This window comes from Mammaliicoccus sp. G-M28, from assembly GCF_022386595.1.
Lineage (GTDB): Bacteria > Bacillota > Bacilli > Staphylococcales > Staphylococcaceae > Mammaliicoccus > Mammaliicoccus fleurettii.
Genome location: NZ_JAJNIF010000021.1, coordinates 1 through 19,256, shown reverse-complemented (window position 1 = coordinate 19,256; position 19,256 = coordinate 1). Strand labels below are relative to the sequence as shown.

Sequence of the window (19,256 nt, the reverse complement as noted above, 5' to 3'; positions counted from 1 at the left end):
TCTACAATTTTTTCTTCGTCGATTACATTGTACTAAAGTGAGCTATATATGGCTCTTATTTTATTACACAATTATATGGACATATTCGATATCTCTGGAGTCTTCGTGCGTTTTGACTGTATTTGAGCTGAATCGCACGATATCTCTGGAGTCTTCGTGCGTTTTGGACCGATTTTATCTGAATCGCACGATATCTCTGGAGTCTTCGTGCGTTTAAATTAGTTTTTCTACTCTCACCCTTATTTATAATATACTTTAGTTTTGTTTTTCATTTTAACTTTGAACTCTTCTTTCATTATATAAGAAAGTGTATTTCTATGAATGCCATTACACCATTTTCTAGCTTCTCTCATTGTGAAGGGTTCCCCTTTAATGCATAGCAATTCTTCAAGTGTCTTCAAGACTAATTTCTTCCTTGAAATTCTGCTAAAACAGAAATTACATGTAATCATTTTTTGCTTTTCTTTCAAAGTCTCACTGATAATATTCTTACAATGTGTACATCTTATTCCAGGATTTATATTTTCGAATTTAAACTTTGGGTATTGATGATATTCGTCTTCAAAAGGAGAATTTAGCTTTTGCAGGGAAGTGTTAATTAAGTGGTTTTGCTGAGGATTTTCATTTTTAATTAAGTGTTTTACTTTATTTAATTGAGTAGGTAAAATAATCAAGTCATTGTTTACATTACCAGTTAACTTAAAATTTTCATTAATAAAAACCAAGTAACTCTTTATCATTCTTTGGATATTTAATCTTTTAATTAAAAGTTCTAAATAGTATTCGTTTCTTTCTAACTGTGCTGTTGGATACTTTATAATAAAACCACTTTGCCCAATTAAATTACCATTTTTAAATTCATAACTGCCATAATAATTTTTTATTTCAAACTGATAGATGATTTTATCTGTTATCACTATAAAATCATATTGATAATCTTGATTGTTTCTAAGTTGTAAATTATAAATATATTCTACATTTTCAATGCAACTTAATAATTCTAAAAATTTATTTTCTCCCTCTTTTCCTTTCTTATATGTTTCATACTTTTGAATATCTTGCTGTTTAATACTTGTTCTTCCAATTAAAGATTCAATTAAATTATAATAATTTTTACTCATGAAGGCACCTTCTTTGTTGTCATATTCTATTTCCATTTTAATCCAATTCAATCAAAAAATCGAGGTTGGGACAATTCAAATGTCTCAACCTCGAACTTATTTTATCTATATAAATGATTCAAATATTAGTTGTTTTCCTGGTACGGCTTTCTCATCAAATCCATCTAAGAATGGTTGGTTATCATATGGTACTTTAATTCTTTCTACATTTATCGCACCATCTTTAACTTCTACAATTCCATATACTGCATAAGCGCCATTGTTCAAACCTACAGATCCTGGATTAAAATATATTGTCTCAATATCATCAAAATGGTGTAATACATGATTATGTCCAAAGGTTACAAAATCTGCATCTAAGCCATTAAATAATCCATGCACATGTTCTAATGAGGGCTCAACGATTGGTTCAAATGGATCGTCACTAATATGTTGCTTGATATTTTCTTCAAGTATACGATAATGAGTGAAATAAAATTTTAATCCTTCAATATCTTCAGTAACTTCACGTTGCAAGTTGTTCAAAAAGTTATAATACTTAGTATCTAAATGTTCCACTATCCATTGATGATGTTCATAAAATTTATTTTTTAAACTTTCAGGATAATCTTCTTTATTAGCAACTGCCATTATTGCTTCATCATGGTTTCCAGCAATATAAGTCATATCATCTCTATTTGTAATAACTTCTAGAACTTCATTCGTTTGATGTCCGACACCAATGTTATCGCCTAAATTATAAATGTGTTTAATGTCTTTTTTATTATCTATATCTGTAAGTACAGCTGTCAAAGCATCATAGTTTCCGTGTATATCTGTTAAAATTGCAAATTTAACCATAATACAACTCCTTAATGATTAATTATTAAATTGCTCAACCGCTTCTTTAATTTCTATGTCTCCTGATACCACTTGAAATTCTTGTCCAATTTTACCATCATTATTTAATACTTCTTGTATCACATTAGCAACGTCTTCGCGTGGTACTTTTCCGCGTTCAACTTCTTCTGCTATTTCTACTTTACCTAATCCATCATCGTTAGTTAATAATCCTGGATGCACAATTGTATATGGTAAACCAGAATTTCTTAAATGAACATCAGCATAATGTTTAGCAATTGTATAAGGTTTCAAGTCACCTTCAAATGCTGATCTTCTAGTATCAAATGAAGAAACGAGTACGAAATGTTTTGTACCTGCTTTCTTACTAGCTTCTATTGATTTAACAGCACCATCTAAATCAATGATAATCGTTTGATCTGCTCCAGTGTGACCACCAGATCCAGCAGTAAACACAACTTTATCTGCATCTTTTATTTTTTCAGAAATATCATTAATATCATCATATTCTAAATCAAGTGACACTGTTTTGGCACCTAATTCTTCAAAGAAAGCTGCTTGGCTATTTTTTCTAATGCCTGCTGTTACTTCATTTCCTTGATCGATTAAACTTTTTACTAAATGTCTTCCAATTTGTCCATTAGCACCTATTACGAATATATTCATTTAAAACACTCCTTTAAATTTTTTCATGTATAAATTGATAATTGTGCAATCTATCTGAGGTAATTAACCTTTCTGTTACTTCATATGGCTTTTCATAATTCATATCTGATACAACAATAGAACCGTCACTTTTCACTTCATTAACGATCGCAACATGTCCTAATTCACCATAATCAGTTTGTAATATAGAACCTTCTCTTGGTTGACCATCGACTTTATAACCTTCATCTTTAGCACGATCATCCCACTGTTTTGCATCACCCCAAGATGATCCAATTCTTTTATCAATATTTAATCTTTCTTCATAAACATAAAATGTACATTGACCTTCTTGATAAAAATTTCCTAACGAGCGGTCATCTGTTTTATCATTTTTCTTAATTTGTTCTGTCCGTATAGCTATTTCTTTTTCCTTTATTTGCTTTTTGATATCTTCAGTGTAATCACTTATAAAATCAAATCCACCTTGGCTTCTAAAAAGAAATGCCATTGCAATAATAGCAGTCCATGTAGCAATGAACACAATAAATCGGAATAACTTTTTCATAGTCCACTCCTAAAAATCTTATACTTTAAATATATGAGTAATTTAATACGATATCAAACAAAGTGCTTATTACCTTCTTTTAAAAGTTTGTAATTATTATAATATTTTTGACAATTAAATGACATTTGCAATGTTATTTATGTTACCCTAATTATACAAATAAACAATGAGGTGAATCTTATGTTCAAATTCCAATTGGACTACTATAGAAATGGACAAGGCTTACATATCAAAACAATTTTATTAACAATCCTTTCCTCAATTATTATGGTTCTATTAATGTTAATTCCGGGTATTGCATTTATAATTGGAGGATTTTCTTTAGCGGCATCACAAGACTTTTCAGGTGAACCATCAGGCGGTGGCATAGCAACATTTCTAATCTCAATGGTCATAGGGTTTATATTATTTATTCTGATGTATATTTTTATATTAATCCCTATAGCTTATGGAATTCTAAAATTCTATAAAGATACAGATTTAGGCATTAGCCCACGCTTTAGTGATTTATTCATGTTCTTAAAAAAAGGAAACTATGTTAAAACATTAAAGCTAACTTTAATTATTGGTTTAATTAGTGTAGCAATGTATTTCATTGTTTACATAGTTGTCATTATTGTAGAAGTGATATTCTTCGCAATATTTGGTACTTCAATGGCGTTATTGCAACCAAGTTCAGGTAGTGAAGGTATTGGTGCAATGTCTATATCATTCATCGTAATCATGTTATTTATGATATTGGTATTATTTGCCTTATTTATACCTTTATATTATTTTGTTATCTTTATAGTTAACACAGTACTTGTCCATATTGATCAAAGATCATTACCTACAATAACTAAATTCTCAATCGGTTGGAACATAACAAGTAAGGGACCTCATAGTGCTTGGAAGTTATTATTCAGTAATTTAATTTATATTGTAGCAGCGTATATTATCATAGCAATCATTGGAATTATAGCAGCAGTTATTGTTTCATTGATGCCAAGTGTGATACAAATATTATTCGCAATTATAGGTTATATACTATTCTACCTATTTATGTTTGCAGTATTCTACTTCTTATATGGTAGCCTTATGAACTTCTATCATAAAAATAAAAATGCACTTTATCCAAAAAATAACTAAAGTTAAATTTTAAGAGCTCAATTAATTTTGAGCTCTTTTTTTATTTATCTTTACGAACGCTTCCCCTGTTTTTTATCTCCTTCCATTTTTCTTACATCAAATTTTTAACGCCATATATCGATTGAAATTCAAAGTCTGGCTCTACTTCTATATATTCAAACTCACTAAAATTACGATTTATCCATGCAGTTTTAAATCCAAACTTTTGTGCTCCGACAATATCCCACTTATTAGATGATACGAACAGAATTTCTTGTTTCTCATATGGAATCCTTTCTTCTAATAATACATATCCATTAGAATTGGGTTTATACATACCAAATTCTTCAAGCGCTAAAATATGTTTAAAGCTACTATCGATATTTGAATGTTTCAATACTTTTTGAATCATTTCTTGATTGCCATTACTAAATATAACTTTATCGATATGTGATATATCATTTAATGATTGAGTTACTTCAGGGAATACTTGCAAGCGATAATACTCTTCCACACACTCATTTACGTCACTTAATGAATAGTCAAAATCATTTCTATCAAGTACATATTCGAGTGAATCTTTTATAACTTTACTAAATGGTTTATATTGATCTACTAGCTGTCTAACATGAGTATATTCTATAAGTTTATGACGCCAAGCTTTAGCTATTTTTTCTCCGTTTCCAGGAAATAATTTCTCACACTTTTCTTGGACACTATTTATATCGAATAAAGTTCCATATATATCGAAAACGACCGTTTTAATCATAATAATCACTCCTTAAAAATCCTTTCATTTTATTATATCCAAACGAATATAAAACAATCCCGCAAAATATATTGCTATCAATATATTTTGCGGGATTGACGATCTATAAAGTCACTATAAATAAAAATCAGACTGGATAAATTAATTATCACAGCCTGAATATCATTTTGTTATTTAAATAATTTAGTTTATTAAAAATTTCTTACTTAAGTAGTCAGCTACACCATTTTCTTCGTTTGTTCTTCTTGTTACTTCTTTACCCAATTCTTTTATATGATCTGGTGCATTTTTCATAACTATTGGGTAATCAACATGTTCTAGCATTTGTTTATCATTGTCACTATCACCAATTGCATATGTCTTAACATCTTTATCTAGTTCTAAATATTTTAACGCAGCTTCTATTGCTGTCGCTTTGTTTACACCCATAGGCATCGTTTCAAGATTACATGGTGTAGAATGAGAAATAGAAATATTAAGTTCTTCCTTCATTGGTAGAATGAGTTCTTCCCATTTTTTAATTTCTGTTTTATGCTTTTTGAAAAAATAAAACTTTGAATATGCATCTTCTGGTATTTCATCGACCCATTTTATTTTTTCACTTAATGCTTCTTGTCGAGATTTCCATTCATTAGCTTCTACATCTCCTGCTTGTTCAGTTGATATTTCTGACAGTAGCAATGTTTTATCGCGGTTTAATGCAATTCTATTTTTATAGTACGGGAATAATTCATAATATATTTGATGCTTTTCTGCTAAATCAACAAGTTTATGTACAGTTTCCATCGGCAGTTGATTTTTAAATATTTCTTTGCCATTAATATAACCTACTGCACCATTGGATGATAATATACCATCAACTTCAAAATTCTCAGGAACCAAATATGAAATCTCATCATAAGCTCGTCCAGTAGCTATAAATACTTTAATGCCTTTTTGTCGAACTTCTTGAATAATCTCATTAGTATAATCAGTTACTCTATTTTCTTCATTTAAAATTGTGCCATCCATATCTAAAAAAACCACTTGCGTTGTCATGTTGATGCCTCCATATAATTTATCAATATCTATTATTTCATGCTCATATAATAAAGGCAATATTTTAGATTTATATTACTTTTTAGATAATATTGGTCTATTGTTCTTAAATGAAACATCAACATTTATGTTAAATAAGTTACTCATATTTTTTTCATTAACAACGTCATTAATATTTCCTGATCGAAATACCTTACCGTCTTTTAATAATAAAATTTGCTTAAATACAGGCAACACTTCTTCTAGATGATGCGTAACATATATCATTGTTGGACCACTTTTATCTTGACCAATATTCTCAATTCTTTCCAATAAATCTTCTCTTGCAACAAAATCTAAGCCATTTGTTGGTTCATCAAGTATTAGAAGTCTCGGTTCTGACATTAAAGCTCTACCAATTAATACACGCGTTTGTTCACCTTGTGATAAATTCCCAAATCTTCGGTTAATATAATCCTTGGTAATACCTAATGCTTCGCAAATTTCATTTGCTTTATCTTTAATTTGTTTACTTGGTTCTTCATATACACCTATTGACGCATAAGCACCACTAATAACAGTCGTAAAAGCATTGTCTTCTTTTCTCATTTTCTTAAATAAAGATTGAGAAACATAACCAATTTGCTTTCTAATACCATCAGCTGAATATCCAAGTTCACCTTGTTTCATATCTAATATTTCAAATTCACCTGAAGAAGGCGCTGTATACGCATTAATAATATCAAGCATTGTGGATTTTCCTGCTCCATTTAATCCGTACAATACCCAATGCTCTCCATCAACTATTTCCCAAGAAATATCTTTTAGTATGTATTTACCTTCACGTATCCAGTTAATATGTTTCAAATCAAGAAGCATATTTACATCTCCTTTAATTTACTGTTTTCATAATATTCACTAATTGTACATGAAAGTTTAAGTATATTAAAGATGATTGGATCAGAAGGTAATTTATAATTTATTGTATTTCAGGGTTTATTTCGAATCGTAAACCATCCGGTGAAGTTAGAATCTTGCTTTCAGCGTTTGGCATTTGTACTACTATATTTGCTAAACCATAACTATTGTCTGATTCTTCTCTTTTTTGATTTGATTGCCAAGTATTAATCGCAATATGATGGTGATAATTTTTAGTAGACATAAACAAAGCATTTGGAAAATTATCTACTACTGCTTTTAATCCTAAAGTATTTAAATAAAATTCTTTAGACGCTTCAATATCATTTGTTTTTAAATGTAAATGTCCAATTTTTGCATCAGCAGGCATTCCATTCCAACCTTCATTTGAAGCTTGTTCAACTAGCGCTTCTGCATTCACCTCATGTGTATCCATTGCAACATTGCCATCATTCCATTCCCAGTTACGCGCATCACGATCACGATATATTTCTATACCATTTCCATCTGGATCATTTAAATATAGTGCTTCAGACACTATATGGTCACCAGCACCTAACTGAACATTTAATCTTGAAGCGTGAATTAAGAAATCTGCTAAATCTGCTGTTGTAGGTAGTAATATTGCAATATGAAATAAACCCGCTTCTCTTATACTAGGTTTTCTTCCATCTTCTAATAATTTCAAAGTAATCGTATGTCCTGAATCACCTATTTCAAATACTGTTTCTGTTTCATTCTTAGTTCTTATTGTTAATCCAATTATATTGTCATAAAATACTGTCATTTTCTCTAAATCTGTAACATTTAACGTGATACCTTTAACTAATGTTGCATCTTTACCATGAAACATATATAACACCTCTTCTATTTTCTTTATCAATAATATTAGTATACTTTATATACTATAAAAAGTATACTAATATGTTTAAAAAAATGCCCATAAACGTCATACTCATCAGTAAGTCCGTCTATGAACAGTTCTTTTATATCTCTAATTCAAGTCTTACCATGTCTTTACATTGTATGCCATTCTCAAAAATAGGATCTTTATAATATTTAATGAAATAATCAATATCTATAGATTTCATTCTAAAACCAGCTTGTTGATAAAGTTTTAATTGACCAATACCAGAATTTCCGGTACCTACAGTTATAGTATGACAGTCTAATTCTTTACCGACTGTTATAATATGTTCAATTAATTGACGACCAATCCCTTTGTTTTGAAATTGAGGATCAACAGCTAAATTAACTAATTCCAAAGTGTTTGGTCTCGTTAACAATCCCACTACAATACCGATTGTTTGACCTTGTTTCTCATAAATGTAAACTTTACCTCTTAAAGTATAATCATTAATCGCTTGTTGATTGTCATCAGCTAAAGATAACAATTCATAATGTCTTTCCGTTAAAAACTTACATAATGATATCATTACTTCACCTACAACATTTCAATTTATTAAGCTTTCTTACGTTTAACAAACCAGATAATAAATACAATGATTCCAATAGCAATAATCGCATACATAAAGTTTGAATAAACATCCATATAGTTAACTATTTGATGCCAATTATCTCCAACTTTAGCACCAACTATAACTAGTATTAAATTCCAAATAAGTGTACCTAAAGTCGTTAATAATAAGAACAACCATTGATTCATACCACTCATACCAGCTGGGATAGAAATCAAACTTCTAATAAGTGGAATAAATCTGCAGAAGAACACCGTCCATGGACCATACTTATCGAACCATGCATCAGCTTTTCTTACATCTTCTTTCGTTAATCTTAAATACTTGCCCCACTTTTCAATAATTCTTTCGAGTCTATCAACGTTAAGTATACGACCAATCCAATATAAAATAACAGCTCCAAAAACTGATCCTATAGTAGAGGCAATAACCACACCTACTATTGTTAATTCTGATTTAGTTGTCATAAATCCTCCAAACGTCAAAATTACTTCTGACGGAATAGGAGGAAAAACATTTTCTAATAATATTAATAAGGCTATACCCAAATAACCAAATTGCTCCATGATACTTGTAATCCAACTCTCCATTAATTTGCTCCTTTAAGTTATCATCTTTATATAAATACCTTTTCAAGCTATAACATAAACCTTCAAAAATAATACTTAACTTAATTATATAATAAAACAATCATAATAAGAGTCAGACTTAAGAATGAATATTTTTCAGTTTTATTTTGGATCCAGTTTTATTATAATTTAACTTTTTTTAATCTTAGCGCGTTCGACACAACACTTACAGAACTTAATGCCATTGCTGCGCCAGCAACCCATGGAGCTAAGAGACCTAATGCAGCTATCGGTATGCCAGCTGTATTGTAACCAAATGCCCAAAATAAATTTTGTTTAATATTCTTAATTGTAGCATGGCTAATTTTAATCGCTTTTGGAATGAGCAATAATTCTCCACCTAAAATCGTTACATCAGCTGCTTCTATTGCCACTTCAGTTCCTGTACCTATTGCAATACCTATATCTGCTATAGCTAGTGCTGGTGCATCATTAACACCATCTCCTACCATCGCTACTTTTTTACCTGTATTTTGAATGGCTTTTATTTTGTCTGCTTTTTCTTCTGGTAATACTTCAGATATAACATTATGAATACCTACTTGTTTCGCTATTGCTTGAGCTGTTCTCTCATTATCACCAGTTAGCATTATAACCTCTAGACCTTCATCTTGTAACATTTTAATAGCTTCAGGTGCATTCTCTTTAATTGTGTCAGCTACAGCAACAATACCTTTAAAAACGCCACCTACTGCCACTAGCATAGCTGTCTTACCTTCAGTTTCTAATTTAGATAAATCTTCATCAAATATATTTGTGTCAATGCCGTTTTGTGACATCAATTTTCTATTACCTACTAATACATTCTCACTATTTATTAATGCCCGTATACCGTATCCAGGGATTGCATCAAAATCTTCTACATCTGCTAGTGTTATATCTTGCTCAGTTGTATACGCCACTATGGCTTCAGCTAATGGATGCTCTGATCCTTTTTCAGCACTAGCTAATAATTTCAATGTCTCAATATCTCCTGTAAAATCTGTTACTTCTGGTTTACCTTTTGTAATTGTTCCAGTCTTATCCAATACGATTGCATTTAATTGGTGTGTGCGTTCTAAATGCTCTCCACCTTTAAATAGTATGCCGCTTTCTGCAGCTTTTCCTGTTCCTACCATTATGGATGTTGGTGTTGCTAATCCTAAAGCACAAGGGCAAGCAATAACAAGAACAGCAATTGCCGCAACGAGTGCATTTTCAAATTGACCAGCATCAACTAAAGTAATCCAAATTAAGAATGTTAAAATAGCTATACCTACAACTATTGGAACAAAGTAACCTGAAATAACATCTGCTAACCTTTGAATAGGTGCTTTAGAACCTTGAGCTTCTTCGACAACTTTAACGATAGATGCCAACGCAGTATCTTTTCCTACTTTTGTTGCTTTCATATTAATTAAACCATTTTTATTAATTGTAGAACCTATAACTTCTTCGTTTATTGACTTTTCAACTGGTATAGATTCGCCAGTTATCATAGATTCATCAATAGCCGTTCGCCCTTTTTGAATAATACCGTCTACAGGTATCTTTTCGCCTGGTTTAATGCTTAAAATATCACCAACAGCTACATTCTCTATTGGTATCATGATTTCCTCATTATTTCGTATTACTCTTGCTTCTTTAGCTTGCAAACTTAATAGTGAAGATAATGCATTTGTCGTTTGGCTTTTAGCACGTTTTTCTAAATATTTTCCAAATAATATTAAAGTGATTAATACCGCACTTGTTTCAAAATATAAATGAGGCATATAATCTGGTCTACCAATTGTTTTTATCGCTTCATATAAGCTATAAAAATATGCTGCACTTGTCCCTAATGCAACAAGCACATCCATGTTTGCACCACCATTTTTTAAGTTCTTATATGCTCCAACATAAAATTGCCAACCAATTATAAATTGAACAGGTGTTGCTAATACAAATTGGAACCATGGATTCATTAACATTTGTGGCACTGGAAGATTAAATAAATGAACAAACATCGTTAATATAAGCGGTAATGACAAAATCGCTGAAACAATAAGTTTTATTTTCATTTGTTTAACTTCATTTTCTTTATATGTCTTTTTGTCTTTTGAATCATTTTTAGACTCTGCATCATAGCCAATATTTTTAATTTTATCAATAATTGACTTTTCATCGATTAACTCTGGATTATATTCAACACTCGCTTGTTCAGTTGTTAAGTTTACAGTTGCAGTTTCAATCCCTTGTTGACGATTTAAAACTTTTTCAATACGGCTTGAACATGCAGCACATGTCATACCATAAACATCTAAATCTAATTTTTCAGTCAAAACACCATAGCCTAAATTTTCTATTTTTTTCGTTACATCAGATAATTGAGTTGAATCATCATTAAACTTAATAGAAGCCTTTTCAGTAGATAAATTCACTTGTGCTTCTACGCCGTCCATTCTGTTTAAGACTTTCTCAATTCTACTTGAACATGCAGCACATGTCATACCTGTTACGCCAATAGTAACTTGTTTGTCTTCATTCATTTAGTTGACCTCCTTACTTAGAAAATTGCTTAAGTACACTCATCAATTCATCAATTGTTTCTTCGCCTTCTCCGTTTTGAATAGCATCTGTAACGCAATGTTTAATATGACGTTCAGTAACAGCAAATCCTACATTTTTTAATGCAGATTGAATGGCACTAATTTGTACAAGAATATCAACACAATATCTATCTTCTTCAACCATATTTTGAATTCCTCTAACTTGACCTTCAATACGCTTAAGTCTATTTATAACTTTATCTTTCTCTTCTTTAGTTCTTGGTGTTACTGTATGTTCATGTAAAAACTCACTCATAACTTCACGTCCTCTCTTTAAATACAACTATACCCCCCTATCGTATATTTTTCAATGTGAATGCTCAATTTAAACATAATAATGAAAAAAGCCGGGACAAATTAATTGTCCCAGCCTCTGATTTTCTATATTAATTATTCAACTGTAACTGATTTAGCTAAGTTACGTGGTTTGTCTACGTCACAGCCTCTGTGTAATGCTGCGTAGTAAGAAATAAGTTGTAATGTAACAACTGAAACAAGTGGAGATAACATTTCATGTACGTGTGGAATAACATACGTATCATGATCATGTTCTAAACCTTCCATTGAAATGATACATGGATTAGCGCCACGTGCTACAACTTCTTTAACATTACCTCTAATTGATAAGTTAACTTTTTCTTGAGTAGCTAAAGCAACAATTGGTGTACCTTCTTCAATTAATGCGATTGTACCGTGTTTTAATTCTCCACCAGCAAATCCTTCAGCTTGTATATAAGAGATTTCTTTAAGTTTTAATGCGCCTTCTAGACCTACATAGTAATCCATTGTACGGCCAATGAAGAATGCGTTACGTGTTGTTTCTAAGAAATCTTTAGCAATTTGTTCCATTTTTGGAGCGTCATCAACTATTGCTGTAATTGCAGTAGTCACTTTTGCTAATTCAGGGATAATATCTACACCTGTATTTTTGTTATGTGCATTAGCTACTACTTGGGAAAGTATTGCTAATACTGCTATTTGAGCTGTATATGCTTTTGTAGACGCAACAGCGATTTCTGGACCAGCATGTAAGATTAATGTATGATCCGCTTCACGTGATAGTGTAGAGCCTGGTACGTTTGTAATTGTTAAAGCTTTATGTCCTAAACGTTTAGCTTCTACTAATACTGCACGGCTATCTGCTGTTTCACCTGATTGTGAGATAAAGATGAATAATGGTTTTTTAGACAATATAGGCATGTTATAAACAAACTCTGAAGCAACATGTACTTCAGTTGGTACTTCAGCCCATTTTTCAATAAATTCTTTACCAACTAAACCGGCATGGTAACTCGTACCACAAGCAACGATATAAATTCTGTCAGCTTGAGCTACATCATCTATAATTGCTTTATCAATTTTAAGATTGCCTTCTTCGTCTTGATAATTTTGAATGATATTACGCATTACACCAGGTTGTTCATGAATTTCTTTTAACATGTAATGATCATAAGTACCTTTTTCAACGTCTGAAGCATCAATTTCTGCTTTATAGCTATCTCTTTCAATCACTTTACCATCTTGATCTTTAATAATTACTTCATCGCGTTTAACGATTACGATTTCATTATCAACTAATTCTTTATAAGTATCCGTAACAGCTAACATTGCAATTGCATCTGAAGCGATAACATTAAAGTCTTCTCCGATACCTACTAATAAAGGTGATTTGTTTTTAGCTACATAAATTGTATCTGCATCTTGTTCATCTAATAAACCAAGTGCATAAGAACCATGTAATAATGATAATACTTTATTGAAAGCTTCTTCAGTAGTTAATCCTTTATTTGAGAAGTACTCGATTAATTCGACAATTACTTCAGTATCAGTATCTGATTTGAATGTAATGCCTTCTAAATATTCACTCTTAAGTTGTTCATAATTTTCAATTACACCATTGTGTACTAATGTAAAACGACCAGATGTTGATTGATGTGGATGAGCATTTTCATAGTTTGGTACACCATGTGTTGCCCAACGAGTATGACCAATACCAATATTTCCATCAAAATCATCTGAAGCTGCTTTACGTAACTCAGCAATTCTTCCTTTTGCTTTAAATACTTTAATTTCTTCTTCGTTTCTAACAGCAATACCAGCTGAATCATAACCTCTATATTCTAATTTTTCTAATCCTTTAAGTAATAATTCTTTAGCATTTGCTGTACCTATATATCCTACTATTCCACACATAAACAAAATTCCTCCAATTTTAAATAAGCGGTTAGACACCAAAAAATTGTCCAGTCGCTTTCAATACATTCTTTAATTTATGGCTATTTCAATGGCTTTGGACATACAGTCACCTATATGCTTTAAACATTGAACTTTCGAATGGGCCACATCCGGGATAGCATCCGCCGATAATTCGATAACTATCCTCCTCGTCAACAAAGGCAACTACATTCATTCAACATGTATCTGTTTATACACGCATCATTAATCATGTATGACCATTGTTCAGGCGCTATAAGTTTCCTTATTTTAGTATACCTCACATTCCTCCTTAAGTAAGCTTCCTTCATTCTACAATGAAACTGTATGTTGTGCAATTATAATACTATATTTCATACAAATATAGTACTTTTGCTAGATATATTAATTATAAAAAAAGAGGCAAAGACAAATTAATTGTCTCCACCTCAATTCGTACTATTCAATACCCATTTCTTCTTTTACAACATCTGCAATGCTGTTTACGTATCTTTCAGCATCTTCTTCTGTTTTAGCTTCAACCATAACTCTAACTAATGGTTCTGTTCCTGAAGGTCTTACTAATATACGTCCTTCACCATTCATTTCAACTTCAACTTTAGTCATAATTTCTGACACTTTTGTATTTTCTTCCACTCCAAATTTGTTTGAAACTCTAACATTTACTAATCTTTGTGGATATTTTTTCATTTTGCTTGTTAAATCACTTAAACTTTTGCCTGATCTTTTTATAATACTTGCTAAGTGTGCACCAGTTAATAAACCGTCACCAGTTGTATTATAATCCATAAGAACAATATGTCCCGACTGTTCTCCACCAAGGCTATAAGACCCATGTCTCATTTCTTCAACGACATATCTATCGCCAACTTTTGTTTTGTTTGATTTAATGCCTTCTTCTTCTAACGCTTTATAAAAGCCTAAATTACTCATAACAGTCGAAACAACCATATTATCTTTTAACTCACCATTTTTAGCCATATCTTGTGCTAAAACAAACATAATTTGGTCACCATCAACGATTTGTCCTTTTTCGTCTACAGCAATTATTCTGTCACCATCGCCATCAAAAGCTAATCCTAAATCAGCTTCATGTTCTAGTACCGATTTAGCTAATTCTTCTGGATGTGTAGAACCAACATTTAAATTAATATTGTATCCATCAGGTTTACAACCAATTGTTTCACTTGTCGCTTCTAAGTCACCAAATAAGTATGGTGCTAGTGAATAAGTGGCACCGTGTGCGCCATCCAATACAATTTTCAATCCGTCTAAATCACCATCAACCGTAGATTTAATATAGCTAATATATTTTTGAGCACCTTCAAAGTAATCAGAAATAGGATTCAATTGATTACCAGTTGGTCTTGGTAAGTTATCTTCTGAAGAGTCTATTAATTTTTCAATTTCTAATTCTTCATCATCCGTTAATTTAAAGCCATCTGGACCAAAGAATTTAATACCGTTGTCAGCTACAGGGTTATGAGATGCACTAATCATTACCCCAAGATCAGCATCCATTTCTCTCGTTAAATATGCAACACCTGGAGTTGATATTACTCCTAATCTCATTACTTCTGCACCAATTGACGAAAGACCTGCTATTAAAGCAGATTCTAACATTTCCCCTGAAACACGTGTGTCTCTACCAACTAAAACTTTTGGATTCTCACTATTATGCTTCTTTGATAATACATAACCACCAAATCTACCTAATTTGAATGCAATTTCCGGTGTTAACTCAGAATTTGCTACACCTCTTACACCATCAGTACCAAAATATTTGCCCATTATAATTCTCCTTTATTTCCATTAGTTTTTAGAAGTTGTAATTTTTGCTTCAACATCTTTATATTCTGCGTCATCCACACCATCTGGCAAGTTTAAATCTACTTTTTTAGTTGTATTCCCGTCAACGTTAGAAACGTCTACAGGTACATCTATTGATTCAATACCATCTAGTACATTACGCGAACCATATATTTTAACTTCAGATTTATCTAAATTAATTCCATCAATACTAACACCTTTTGATGAAGTACCCTTTGTAATAGGATTTAAACTTACTGTTTTACTAGATCTAGCTACTTTAATATTAACATTTACGGTATCTGGTCTAATTTGCACATCCAATTTATTTAAATTGCTATCAAGTACACTTATACCAGCTTTTTCAGTCGTATCGTCTGTTAATTGTTTATTTTCATCTAATGTTGCCTTAACATATGAAATCTTATTCAGTTCTTCCTGCCCACCTGTAATAGTGACTTGTGAAGGATTTACTGTCTCTCCGACTAATTCGTATCCTGAAGCAATTCTATTTTGATTTATTTCTGCTTCAATTGGATATTTTTTAGACACTTTATCTTGTAGTGAAACATTAGCACTTTTTGGAATCACAGTTGCTTTCAATTCATCACTTAAACCTTTAATCTTAAATTCTTCTTTATACTGACCAACTGATTTGTTTTTTAAATCTAACTCTACTTTAAAATTCAATAATTTTTCAGCTTGTAATATTGTAGACTGCGGTCCTGAAACTTTAACGTCTACTGTTTTAGGTGCACCAGACAAATATAATTCTTTCGTATCATACAACGTATCGACAGGTACATCTTCTATTGTATGATCAGAACTTTTTAAAGCATTTTCTGAAAACAAACTGCCAAACACATTATTAACAGATAAAAACATGAGTAATGCTAGCACTAAAGCTACAAAACGTAATCCCCATTTAGATTCTAGCATCTACTTCACATCCTTTCTGTTTTGAACAGAACCAAACCAATGCTCAACTAGTAACTCTCTAAATGCTTCGCTTGATATTTCTTTTCTAAGTTTGCCATTAATTGTTACAGAAATTGAACCCGTTTCTTCAGATACAACAACTGTAAACGCGTCTGATACTTCTGAAATACCTACAGCTGCTCTATGTCTAGTTCCTAGACTTTTAGAGATTTTTTGACTATCTGATAAAGGTAAATAACTCGCTGCTGTAGCAATTTTTTGTTCTTGAATAATCATCGCACCATCGTGTAATGGTGTATTAGGAATGAATATATTAGTCAGTAACTCTTGAGAAATATCAGCATTTATTGGTATACCCGTTTCTATGTAATCTTGCAATCCTGTTTCTTTCTCGAACACAATTAATGCTCCAATTCTTCTTTTTGCCATATATTGTACTGCTTTATCGACACTATCAGTTAATCTTTCTTGTTCTGCTGATGTCGCTACATTAACTCGTTTAAATAAACTTCCGCGCCCTAATTGTTCCAAAGCTCTTCTGAACTCAGGTTGGAATATTACAATAATAGCTAAAAAACCCCATTGTAATACAAAATCAAACAGGAGCGTAGTAGTTGTTAAATTTAAAAAATTACTTATTGTTCTACCTATTATGATGAAAAATATACCTTTTAATAATTGTATCGCTTTTGTACCTTTAACTACAGTTATGATCAAGTACAATACATACCATACAATAATCAAATCAAGTATACCTGTAATAACCTTTAAGGCACTCAATTCACCAAAAATATCAGGTAACTGCATAGTATCTCCTCCGTCTTTCATTTACCTAGTGCTTATTATAACAATTTTTTCGGTATATTGTTAATTTAATTATATATAAAACAAAAAAGCCTCTTTAAAAGAGACTTCTTAATTTAAATACATCTATATATCGTTGTCAATTATAATAACTTTTCACCAAAAAATGATCCCATTAAACCTATCGCTTGATGTGCAGTCTTATTATATTCATCAATTAAAGGATTAACTTCTACTAAATCAGCAGAAACAATCAAGTTTGATTCATTTAACATTTCCATTGCTAAATGACTTTCTCTGTATGTTGCCCCTCCAGGTACAGTCGTTCCAGTACCTGGCGTTTCAACTGGGTCTAACGCATCAACATCAAGTGAAAGATGAATACCATCCGTTTTAGCTTTTAAATAATCAATAGTTTCAGAAATCACTTTACTCATTCCAAGTCTATCGATATCTGCCATAGTATATGTAAGTATACCTTGTTCTTTTATATATTTCTTTTCTCCATCATCTAAATCTCTCATACCTATTAATACAACATTTTCAGGTTTAACTTTATTTTTATACCCACCAATATTAGTGAGATTTTCATTTCCATCTCCTAATAAAGCTCTTAAAGGCATTCCATGAATATTTCCACTTGGAGAAGATTCTATTGTATTTAAATCACCATGTGCATCATACCAAATGACCCCTAAATTCTCATAGTGTTTACTTATACCTGCAATAGAACCTATAGATAATGAATGATCTCCACCTAAAATTAATGGGAAGTTACCATTATTCTTCGTTTCATTTACAGCTTCATATAAATTGTTTGAAAATGAAATAACTTCATCTAAATTTCTTAATCCATTCTGTTCACTTTTATATTTTTTCATATCTATTACTGGAGATTCCACATTCCCTTTGTCTATTACTTCATGACCTGTATTCTCAATTCTTTCAATTAAACCAGCATATCTTAAAGCATCTGGTCCAAAATTAACCCCTAATTTACGCTGACCAAAAGCCGTTGGAGCACCGATTATTTCAATGCGCTTATTCATAATTTAATATCCCCCTTATTTAGCATTACTATTATATTCTATTATATGTAAGCACTTACATCAAGCTATACAAGGGTTCTTGGATAATATTAATATATCCCAAATATTTATACACTCATGCATAAACATCTTGCATAATTTATTTATATAAATATACAAAAAAAGAGACGTTAGCTTAAACTAACGTCTCTTACTTATGAGCCATAGAGGATTCGAACCTCTGACCCTCTGATTAAAAGTCAGATGCTCTACCAACTGAGCTAATGGCTCTAAAATGGCTGGGCTAGCTGGATTCGAACCAGCGGGTGACGGAGTCAAAGTCCGTTGCCTTACCGCTTGGCTATAGCCCAATCATGGTGGAGGGGGGCAGATTCGAACTGCCGAACCCGAAGGAGCGGATTTACAGTCCGCCGCGTTTAGCCACTTCGCTACCCCTCCAGCTTATTTTTTTAAATGGTGGAGAATGACGGGTTCGAACCGCCGACCCTCTGCTTGTAAGGCAGATGCTCTCCCAGCTGAGCTAATTCTCCATAAATAAAATGACCCCTACGGGATTCGAACCCGTGTTACCGCCGTGAAAGGGCGGTGTCTTAACCGCTTGACCAAGGGGCCATGGCTCCACAGGTAGGACTCGAACCTACGACCGATCGGTTAACAGCCGATAGCTCTACCACTGAGCTACTGTGGAAAAATAAATATTTGCCCGGCAACGTCCTACTCTCGCGGAACGTAAGCCCAACTACCATCGGCGCTAAAGAGCTTAACTTCTGTGTTCGGCATGG

Annotated in this window: 18 protein-coding genes, 6 tRNA genes and 1 rRNA gene; 1 reads left to right on the top strand and 24 read right to left on the bottom strand. The window is 31.9% G+C overall.

What is annotated here, in order from left to right; translation table 11 throughout:
- Window positions 1–239 precede the first annotated feature (239 nt).
- The 4 genes from LQ609_RS12015 to LQ609_RS12000 all read right to left on the bottom strand — a co-directional run bounded on the left by LQ609_RS12015 (window position 240) and on the right by LQ609_RS12000 (window position 3,174).
- Window positions 240–1,121: a nuclease-related domain-containing protein gene (locus LQ609_RS12015; RefSeq protein ID WP_158079040.1), complete on the bottom strand. Its 882-nt coding sequence runs from the start codon at window positions 1,119–1,121 to the stop codon at window positions 240–242.
- A 105-nt stretch (window positions 1,122–1,226) separates the two neighbouring features.
- Window positions 1,227–1,961, bottom strand: a complete 735-nt coding sequence (locus tag LQ609_RS12010) for a metallophosphoesterase family protein (protein WP_239734798.1) — start codon at window positions 1,959–1,961, stop codon at window positions 1,227–1,229.
- 18 nt (window positions 1,962–1,979) lie between these two features.
- Complete coding sequence (locus LQ609_RS12005; RefSeq protein ID WP_078358440.1) at window positions 1,980–2,627, bottom strand: SDR family oxidoreductase; 648 nt, start codon at window positions 2,625–2,627, stop codon at window positions 1,980–1,982.
- A gap of 13 nt (window positions 2,628–2,640) precedes the next feature.
- Window positions 2,641–3,174 carry a CHAP domain-containing protein gene (locus LQ609_RS12000; protein WP_078358441.1) on the bottom strand — a complete coding sequence of 178 codons (534 nt, stop codon included), beginning with the start codon at window positions 3,172–3,174 and terminating at the stop codon, window positions 2,641–2,643.
- A 180-nt stretch (window positions 3,175–3,354) separates the two neighbouring features.
- Between LQ609_RS12000 and LQ609_RS11995 the strand changes: the two genes are divergently transcribed.
- Complete coding sequence (locus LQ609_RS11995; protein WP_078358442.1) at window positions 3,355–4,302, top strand: hypothetical protein; 948 nt, start codon at window positions 3,355–3,357, stop codon at window positions 4,300–4,302.
- A gap of 91 nt (window positions 4,303–4,393) precedes the next feature.
- On the opposite strand, the gene LQ609_RS11990 is transcribed toward LQ609_RS11995, so the two are convergent.
- From LQ609_RS11990 to rrf, 20 genes are all read right to left on the bottom strand, one after another.
- A complete protein-coding gene (locus LQ609_RS11990; RefSeq protein ID WP_107509164.1) occupies window positions 4,394–5,050 on the bottom strand; it encodes a haloacid dehalogenase type II in 657 nt (218 codons plus the stop codon).
- A gap of 183 nt (window positions 5,051–5,233) precedes the next feature.
- Window positions 5,234–6,088: an HAD family hydrolase gene (locus tag LQ609_RS11985; protein WP_107509163.1), complete on the bottom strand. Its 855-nt coding sequence runs from the start codon at window positions 6,086–6,088 to the stop codon at window positions 5,234–5,236.
- 75 nt (window positions 6,089–6,163) lie between these two features.
- Window positions 6,164–6,946 carry an ABC transporter ATP-binding protein gene (locus LQ609_RS11980; protein ID WP_107509162.1) on the bottom strand — a complete coding sequence of 261 codons (783 nt, stop codon included), beginning with the start codon at window positions 6,944–6,946 and terminating at the stop codon, window positions 6,164–6,166.
- 100 nt (window positions 6,947–7,046) lie between these two features.
- Window positions 7,047–7,838, bottom strand: a complete 792-nt coding sequence (locus LQ609_RS11975) for a VOC family protein (protein ID WP_078358446.1) — start codon at window positions 7,836–7,838, stop codon at window positions 7,047–7,049.
- Between the two features lie 133 nt (window positions 7,839–7,971).
- Window positions 7,972–8,421 (bottom strand): GNAT family N-acetyltransferase, encoded by a 450-nt coding sequence (locus tag LQ609_RS11970; protein ID WP_078358447.1) that lies wholly within the window; start codon window positions 8,419–8,421, stop codon window positions 7,972–7,974.
- Window positions 8,422–8,447: 26 nt separating this feature from the next.
- Entirely contained in the window at window positions 8,448–9,053 is a 606-nt protein-coding gene (locus tag LQ609_RS11965) for a DedA family protein (protein WP_107509160.1), read from the bottom strand.
- A 161-nt stretch (window positions 9,054–9,214) separates the two neighbouring features.
- Window positions 9,215–11,599: a heavy metal translocating P-type ATPase gene (locus LQ609_RS11960; protein ID WP_208143576.1), complete on the bottom strand. Its 2,385-nt coding sequence runs from the start codon at window positions 11,597–11,599 to the stop codon at window positions 9,215–9,217.
- Window positions 11,600–11,612: 13 nt separating this feature from the next.
- Window positions 11,613–11,915, bottom strand: a complete 303-nt coding sequence (locus LQ609_RS11955; RefSeq protein ID WP_078358455.1) for a metal-sensing transcriptional repressor — start codon at window positions 11,913–11,915, stop codon at window positions 11,613–11,615.
- Window positions 11,916–12,049: 134 nt separating this feature from the next.
- Window positions 12,050–13,852: a glutamine--fructose-6-phosphate transaminase (isomerizing) gene (gene glmS, locus LQ609_RS11950; RefSeq protein WP_208143575.1), complete on the bottom strand. Its 1,803-nt coding sequence runs from the start codon at window positions 13,850–13,852 to the stop codon at window positions 12,050–12,052.
- Window positions 13,853–14,311: 459 nt separating this feature from the next.
- Window positions 14,312–15,664, bottom strand: a complete 1,353-nt coding sequence (gene glmM, locus LQ609_RS11945) for a phosphoglucosamine mutase (protein ID WP_078358451.1) — start codon at window positions 15,662–15,664, stop codon at window positions 14,312–14,314.
- Window positions 15,665–15,685: 21 nt separating this feature from the next.
- The gene (locus tag LQ609_RS11940) at window positions 15,686–16,621 is read right to left on the bottom strand and encodes a CdaR family protein (protein WP_078358452.1); all 936 of its coding nucleotides are present in this window, start codon (window positions 16,619–16,621) and stop codon (window positions 15,686–15,688) included.
- Complete coding sequence (gene cdaA, locus LQ609_RS11935) at window positions 16,622–17,428, bottom strand: diadenylate cyclase CdaA (protein ID WP_078358453.1); 807 nt, start codon at window positions 17,426–17,428, stop codon at window positions 16,622–16,624. It abuts the gene before it with no gap.
- Window positions 17,429–17,568: 140 nt separating this feature from the next.
- A complete protein-coding gene (gene rocF / locus LQ609_RS11930) occupies window positions 17,569–18,474 on the bottom strand; it encodes an arginase (RefSeq protein WP_078358454.1) in 906 nt (301 codons plus the stop codon).
- 197 nt (window positions 18,475–18,671) lie between these two features.
- A tRNA-Lys gene (locus LQ609_RS11925) sits at window positions 18,672–18,744 on the bottom strand.
- 5 nt (window positions 18,745–18,749) lie between these two features.
- A tRNA-Gln gene (locus LQ609_RS11920) sits at window positions 18,750–18,824 on the bottom strand.
- Window positions 18,825–18,828: 4 nt separating this feature from the next.
- A tRNA-Tyr gene (locus tag LQ609_RS11915) sits at window positions 18,829–18,912 on the bottom strand.
- Between the two features lie 16 nt (window positions 18,913–18,928).
- Window positions 18,929–19,004: transfer RNA gene (locus tag LQ609_RS11910), tRNA-Val, on the bottom strand.
- 10 nt (window positions 19,005–19,014) lie between these two features.
- Window positions 19,015–19,086: transfer RNA gene (locus LQ609_RS11905), tRNA-Glu, on the bottom strand.
- 1 nt (window position 19,087) lies between these two features.
- Window positions 19,088–19,162: transfer RNA gene (locus LQ609_RS11900), tRNA-Asn, on the bottom strand.
- A gap of 13 nt (window positions 19,163–19,175) precedes the next feature.
- Window positions 19,176–19,256 (bottom strand): 5S ribosomal RNA (rrf, locus tag LQ609_RS12785); the annotation flags it as partial.

Excerpts from the sequence above, each read along its gene's own strand:
- LQ609_RS11960 (WP_208143576.1), bottom strand. The coding sequence starts at position 11,599 with ATGAATGAAGACAAACAAGTTACTATTGGCGTAACAGGTATGACATGT.
- LQ609_RS11940 (WP_078358452.1), bottom strand. The coding sequence starts at position 16,621 with ATGCTAGAATCTAAATGGGGATTACGTTTTGTAGCTTTAGTGCTAGCA.
- LQ609_RS11985 (WP_107509163.1), bottom strand. The coding sequence starts at position 6,088 with ATGACAACGCAAGTGGTTTTTTTAGATATGGATGGCACAATTTTAAAT.
- LQ609_RS11975 (WP_078358446.1), bottom strand. The coding sequence starts at position 7,838 with ATGTTTCATGGTAAAGATGCAACATTAGTTAAAGGTATCACGTTAAAT.
- LQ609_RS11990 (WP_107509164.1), bottom strand. The coding sequence starts at position 5,050 with ATGATTAAAACGGTCGTTTTCGATATATATGGAACTTTATTCGATATA.
- LQ609_RS11955 (WP_078358455.1), bottom strand. The coding sequence starts at position 11,915 with ATGAGTGAGTTTTTACATGAACATACAGTAACACCAAGAACTAAAGAA.
- LQ609_RS12010 (WP_239734798.1), bottom strand. The coding sequence starts at position 1,961 with ATGGTTAAATTTGCAATTTTAACAGATATACACGGAAACTATGATGCT.
- LQ609_RS12015 (WP_158079040.1), bottom strand. The coding sequence starts at position 1,121 with ATGAGTAAAAATTATTATAATTTAATTGAATCTTTAATTGGAAGAACA.
- LQ609_RS11995 (WP_078358442.1), top strand. The coding sequence starts at position 3,355 with ATGTTCAAATTCCAATTGGACTACTATAGAAATGGACAAGGCTTACAT.
- cdaA (WP_078358453.1), bottom strand. The coding sequence starts at position 17,428 with ATGCAGTTACCTGATATTTTTGGTGAATTGAGTGCCTTAAAGGTTATT.
- glmS (WP_208143575.1), bottom strand. The coding sequence starts at position 13,852 with ATGTGTGGAATAGTAGGATATATAGGTACAGCAAATGCTAAAGAATTA.
- glmM (WP_078358451.1), bottom strand. The coding sequence starts at position 15,664 with ATGGGCAAATATTTTGGTACTGATGGTGTAAGAGGTGTAGCAAATTCT.
- LQ609_RS11970 (WP_078358447.1), bottom strand. The coding sequence starts at position 8,421 with ATGATATCATTATGTAAGTTTTTAACGGAAAGACATTATGAATTGTTA.
- rocF (WP_078358454.1), bottom strand. The coding sequence starts at position 18,474 with ATGAATAAGCGCATTGAAATAATCGGTGCTCCAACGGCTTTTGGTCAG.
- LQ609_RS12000 (WP_078358441.1), bottom strand. The coding sequence starts at position 3,174 with ATGAAAAAGTTATTCCGATTTATTGTGTTCATTGCTACATGGACTGCT.
- LQ609_RS12005 (WP_078358440.1), bottom strand. The coding sequence starts at position 2,627 with ATGAATATATTCGTAATAGGTGCTAATGGACAAATTGGAAGACATTTA.
- LQ609_RS11965 (WP_107509160.1), bottom strand. The coding sequence starts at position 9,053 with ATGGAGAGTTGGATTACAAGTATCATGGAGCAATTTGGTTATTTGGGT.
- LQ609_RS11980 (WP_107509162.1), bottom strand. The coding sequence starts at position 6,946 with ATGCTTCTTGATTTGAAACATATTAACTGGATACGTGAAGGTAAATAC.